Below are 4,367 nucleotides of genomic sequence, written 5' to 3'. Positions count from 1 at the left end.
CCGACTTCGTCACGCCGGGCTTGACCCCGGCTTCGACGTCGTCTTGGCGCATCCAGTTCTGCAGGCAGGTCTCGCTGATCCCGAAGTCCGCCGCGATCTTCCGCAACGGCACCCCGGCATCCCGACCACGAGCAACGCGAACCACGTCCTCACGGAACTCGCGCGGATAGGGCTTGGGCATGATGACATCCTCCCAGCGGCACCCTCAGGCACCACAGATCAGGTGTCACCTATTCGTTCAGCAGACCCGTTCCGCCCTGGAGCGCTTCGCCGCATCCGACCAGCTCGATACCGCAGCGGCGCTTGCCGAGCTCACCTCGATCCGGGTGCCGAACTACCAGACCGGCTGGGTGATCGCGCTGTGGACATTCCTCGAGGTCGAAACCGACGTCGAACCGCTCGGCCCGGTCAGCATGGCATCTGCCGCATCGGAGGGCTGGTAGATGGAACGCTTCCGAGCACGACACGAACAGCCAGAGAACGGCCACGGCGTCGACCTCGACGAAGCCTTGAGGCCCGAGAACCTTACCGGTGACGGCGAAGTACGAGTCAAAGCTTCCCGAGCGATCGCGGCAGAACTCGTCCGCTACGCCGGCCTCGATGAGGACTCCGCGCTGGCGCGTTACGCCACCACCGGCAGGGGCAGTAACGAGGCGCTTCGTGAGGAGTACCTCCTGATCCACCATGACCCCAGCGCACCCGAGCCGATCCGCGAACTGGTCGCCTGGTTCGCCAGCGGAGTCATCGCAGCTGAGAACACCTACGGGCGCTTCCCAAACCGGCCGCACGGCCAGACACCATCCCTCCGATCGATCCTCTGGGAAACCAGTACCGGCGAGGGTGAGGAAGCGATCGCCGTCAACGTGCCGGCCGACACTCCGACGGAGGTCATCCGCAGACTGCGTGACGCCTCACACCGCTGCTGGCCGAGCTGGGCACACCGTTCGAGGCGTTCCTGAAACTGCCCGATGTGAACGCCACGGCAGACAACCTCCAGAAGACATTCCAGGACTTCTACATCGGCAGCTTCACCGACCGCGAAGCGCTCGTCCGCGAACTCACCGAATACAACCAATGGGAGGAGGAGATCACAGGGCTGTGCCGGCAGCACGGCATCCCCGAAGGCGTCGTGTCGATCGACCTCGACGAGCTGTGGCACTACGTCGAGGGCGGCTGGGACATCATCCAAGGCCGCGACGGACGCCTCCACGTCTTCATGACGTAGGCCGCCCAGAAGCGCCCACCAAACGACGCATGCCCCGCAGTCTGTTGCGAAAAGCACTACACCTACGTGGCTCGTGTCGTCATCCAATGGCGATCTGCTCACGTCGCTACCCGTAGCGGTGTGACAGAGAACGCCTACGCCACATCTATCTATTACCAGCACCCATCACTGCATATGCATCTCAGAAGTTCGCCAACGGCAGACCATAAAACGTTGTAGAAAACGCCTTTGACCGGGACTTATTGCGAGCAACGAGGTAAAATAGCGGGAGTAATGTAAACGGAGATTACCGCAATGAATCAGGCGGAAGAACCCACAACTAAGCTTGGCGAATTCATTCGCCAGAAGCGCATCGAAAAGGATCTCTCAATCCGGAAGCTCGCCGAGCTGTCAGGTGTCGTCAACAACACCGTCTGGCGTATCGAGCACGGCGAAATCGTCCAGCCTCGACCGGAGATCCTCACTGCGATCGCCCGCTCGCTCAGCATCCCCGCAGCCGACCTGTACGCACTGGTCGACTACCCGTCGATCACCAAGCTCCCGTCCTTCGGGGCATACCTCCGGGCTCGCTACCAGGAGCTCACTCCGAGCCAGGTCGCCCAGCTCGAGGGCTACTTCGCTGCCATAGCGCAGCAGAGCGGCATCAACCTCGACGGGCCAGAACCCGGCGAAGACGAGTTCTAGGCGGCAACGCACGGACAAGACGCATCAGTGATGGCTAACTCCACGGGTGGGAATGAGAGGAGGAGAATTTCATGACATACCAAATCAGCGAGCTGACTGAGCAGGCGCCTCGAGTGCCCTCGGGCCTCATCCGGCGCCTGCGAAACCTCGCTCGCGAACACCGCGCCCGCCCGGTCAGCTGGGTTGCCGCCCAGCGCATCGCAGCCCGCCAAGGCGCACTCGTCGCCCGAGAAGCGGCCATCCGGAACATCACCGTCGATGTCCTCGTCGCCAGCCTCCCGCAGGTGAGAGTCGAAACGGATCGCGACCTGCCCGCCTCCGGGCTTGCCGTCTGGAACAAAGAAGAGCGCACCTGGATCATCCGACTCAACGCCAAGGACGCCCCGGAACGACAGCGCTTCACGCTGCTGCACGAGTTCAAGCACATCATTGATCACAACACCAGCGTGCACCTCTACGACCCGCGCTATCTCAGCGGGCACGCCCAGGCCGAGATGGCAGCCGATGGCTTCGCCTCAGCCGCCCTCATGCCTGCACGCGTCGTTCGTCGCCTCGTCAAACGAGACCGCTGCGACGTCGTCGAACTCGCCCGCAGGCTGCGCGTCAGCCGCGACCGCGCGGCCCTGCGGCTGTCCGACCTGAACCTGCAAGTAACGACAACCGCGAGAGGAGGGAACCCATCGTGAGCATGACCAACATTCACCAACCAGGCGAGCGCACCGTCCACCACGATGCGCCCCGCCTCTACACGATCCCGGAAGCCGCCGATGTCCTGCGTGTGAGCGCATGGACGCTCCAGCGGTTCATCCGTGAAGAGAAGCTCGGCTCGATCAAGATCGGCAAGCGCCGCGTGGTACCGGCCGAAGATCTCGAGCGCTACATCGCCGAGCAACGCACCGGACGTACCCGCGGGGGCTTCCATGGGTAGGCGAGCAAACGGCGAAGGCACCCTCACGCACCGCAAGGACGGCCGGTGGGAAGCAGCCGGATACGTGCCCGTTGCGGGCGGCGGTCGCAAGCGAATCCGCTTCTACGGAACGTCACGAGAGGACGTCCACCGCAAGCTCGTCGCTGCGCTGGAGCAGGCACGCCGCAACATCCCCGTGCCGGCGACCAACTGGAGCGTGGAGCGGTACCTCGACTACTGGCTGCGCACGGTCGTACCAATCAAGACCAGGCCACGCACAGCCGAACTGTACGAGTCGACGGTTCGCCTCTACATCTCGCCGTTCATCGGCAAGAAGCGCCTCGACAAGCTCTCCGTCCAGGACGCCCAGGAACTCGTCAACCGCCTCTACGCCGACGGCAACTCCGAACGCACCCTGCACAGAGTCCGCACCGTGCTCTCGTCCGCGCTCAGCCGAGCTGAGAAGGAGGAACTGGTCTACCGCAACGTCGCACGCCTCATCGACCTACCCAAGTACGAGCGGAAAGCGATCACGCCGTGGACGGGCGAGCAGGCAGTCGCGTTCCTGGACGCCTGTGACGGGCATCGCTGGGCACTCGGGTATTTCCTGCTCCTGACCTACGGCATGCGCCGCGGCGAGGTACTGGGACTTCGCTGGAGCGACATCGACTTCAAACAGGACATCATCCACGTTAGGCAGCAGCTACAGCGCATTCACGGCGTGCTGCAGACCGGGCCGGTCAAGACCAGCGCCGGTCGGCGCGACCTGCCGCTCCTGTTGCCCATCCGTAGCCGTTTCCTCGCCTTGCGTGACGAACGGGAACCGGAGCCGGATGACCTCATTTTCCTCAGCACAGCGGGGACGCCGGTCGATCCGAAGAACTTCGTGCGCACCTTCCACGAGATCCGCGGCCAGGCTGGGCTGCCACGCATCACCGTGCACCACACACGCCACACCGTCGCGACACTCCTGAAGAACCTCGGCGTCCCGGTCCGCGACGTCCAGCTCATCCTCGGGCACTCAAACATCACGACAACGCAGGAGCTCTACCAGCACGGCGACGTCACCGGCCAGCGGGAAGCGCTCGAACGAGTCGCCGCGTCCCTCACGACGCCCGTCGCAACTCTGGCGGTGAATGGCACGCGTGAGCAGGCGAGTGCAGGCCGTTGCCGTCAACTACTGCCGTCAAACGACTACTACGCCATGGAAAGCGAAGAATCGCGAGCAAAGAAAAACCGCCGATCAACGGGGGTCGATACGGCGGAATTTCTTGGAGGGCCCAGTGGGGCTCGAACCCACGACTGAAGCGCCCTGAGTTTGTTGGAGGCTCCTGACCTTGGAAACGAGGATGGAGTCATGCCGAAGGAACTGGCGAATGGGAAGCCGACGACGCGTCGCTACTCGAGCGAGGAGAAGGCCGCTGCGGTGCGGATGGTGAGGACGCTGCGCGCTGAGCTCGGCGTCACGCAGGGGACGGTGCAGCGGGTCGCGACGCAGCTGGGTTACGGGGTCGAGTCCGTGCGGATGTGGGTCAAGCAGGCCGACATCGA

Annotated in this window: 8 protein-coding genes and 1 pseudogene; 8 read left to right on the top strand and 1 reads right to left on the bottom strand. The window is 63.8% G+C overall.

Annotated features, from left to right (window positions below; all coding sequences use genetic code 11):
• On the bottom strand, positions 1–181 hold a 181-nt coding region (locus B5M43_RS14765; protein ID WP_374198164.1), incomplete at its 3' end, for a transposase.
• On the opposite strand from B5M43_RS14765, the gene B5M43_RS14760 reads away from it, so the two are divergent.
• The 8 genes and pseudogenes from B5M43_RS14760 to B5M43_RS14725 form a co-directional block, all read left to right on the top strand.
• Positions 180–443, top strand: a complete 264-nt coding sequence (locus B5M43_RS14760; RefSeq protein WP_134747284.1) for a hypothetical protein — start codon at positions 180–182, stop codon at positions 441–443. The genes B5M43_RS14765 and B5M43_RS14760 overlap by 2 nt on opposite strands.
• The gene (locus B5M43_RS14755) at positions 444–959 is read left to right on the top strand and encodes a hypothetical protein (RefSeq protein WP_134747287.1); all 516 of its coding nucleotides are present in this window, start codon (positions 444–446) and stop codon (positions 957–959) included.
• An 11-nt stretch (positions 960–970) separates the two neighbouring features.
• The gene (locus B5M43_RS14750) at positions 971–1,225 is read left to right on the top strand and encodes a hypothetical protein (RefSeq protein WP_134747289.1); all 255 of its coding nucleotides are present in this window, start codon (positions 971–973) and stop codon (positions 1,223–1,225) included.
• A gap of 294 nt (positions 1,226–1,519) precedes the next feature.
• A complete protein-coding gene (locus B5M43_RS14745) occupies positions 1,520–1,909 on the top strand; it encodes a helix-turn-helix domain-containing protein (RefSeq protein ID WP_134747292.1) in 390 nt (129 codons plus the stop codon).
• A gap of 71 nt (positions 1,910–1,980) precedes the next feature.
• A complete protein-coding gene (locus B5M43_RS14740; RefSeq protein ID WP_134747294.1) occupies positions 1,981–2,595 on the top strand; it encodes an ImmA/IrrE family metallo-endopeptidase in 615 nt (204 codons plus the stop codon).
• 2 nt (positions 2,596–2,597) lie between these two features.
• Positions 2,598–2,837, top strand: coding sequence for a helix-turn-helix domain-containing protein (locus B5M43_RS14735; protein WP_134747299.1), 240 nt, complete (start codon positions 2,598–2,600; stop codon positions 2,835–2,837).
• Positions 2,838–2,901: 64 nt separating this feature from the next.
• On the top strand, positions 2,902–4,122 hold the full coding sequence (locus tag B5M43_RS14730) for a site-specific integrase (protein WP_167626842.1): 1,221 nt from the start codon (positions 2,902–2,904) through the stop codon (positions 4,120–4,122).
• A 51-nt stretch (positions 4,123–4,173) separates the two neighbouring features.
• Positions 4,174–4,367 (top strand): annotated as a pseudogene (locus tag B5M43_RS14725) (IS3 family transposase); the annotation flags it as partial.

This window comes from Microbacterium sp. MEC084 (assembly GCF_004514465.2).
Taxonomy (GTDB): Bacteria; Actinomycetota; Actinomycetes; order Actinomycetales; family Microbacteriaceae; genus Microbacterium.
The sequence above is the reverse complement of the archived record's forward strand: the minus strand, read 5'-3'. Positions and strand labels throughout refer to the sequence as shown.

Bases quoted from the DNA above. Each gene is read 5' to 3' on its own strand.
- B5M43_RS14760 (WP_134747284.1), top strand. From the start codon at position 180: ATGATGACATCCTCCCAGCGGCACCCTCAGGCACCACAGATCAGGTGT.
- B5M43_RS14755 (WP_134747287.1), top strand. From the start codon at position 444: ATGGAACGCTTCCGAGCACGACACGAACAGCCAGAGAACGGCCACGGC.
- B5M43_RS14745 (WP_134747292.1), top strand. From the start codon at position 1,520: ATGAATCAGGCGGAAGAACCCACAACTAAGCTTGGCGAATTCATTCGC.
- B5M43_RS14740 (WP_134747294.1), top strand. From the start codon at position 1,981: ATGACATACCAAATCAGCGAGCTGACTGAGCAGGCGCCTCGAGTGCCC.
- B5M43_RS14735 (WP_134747299.1), top strand. From the start codon at position 2,598: ATGACCAACATTCACCAACCAGGCGAGCGCACCGTCCACCACGATGCG.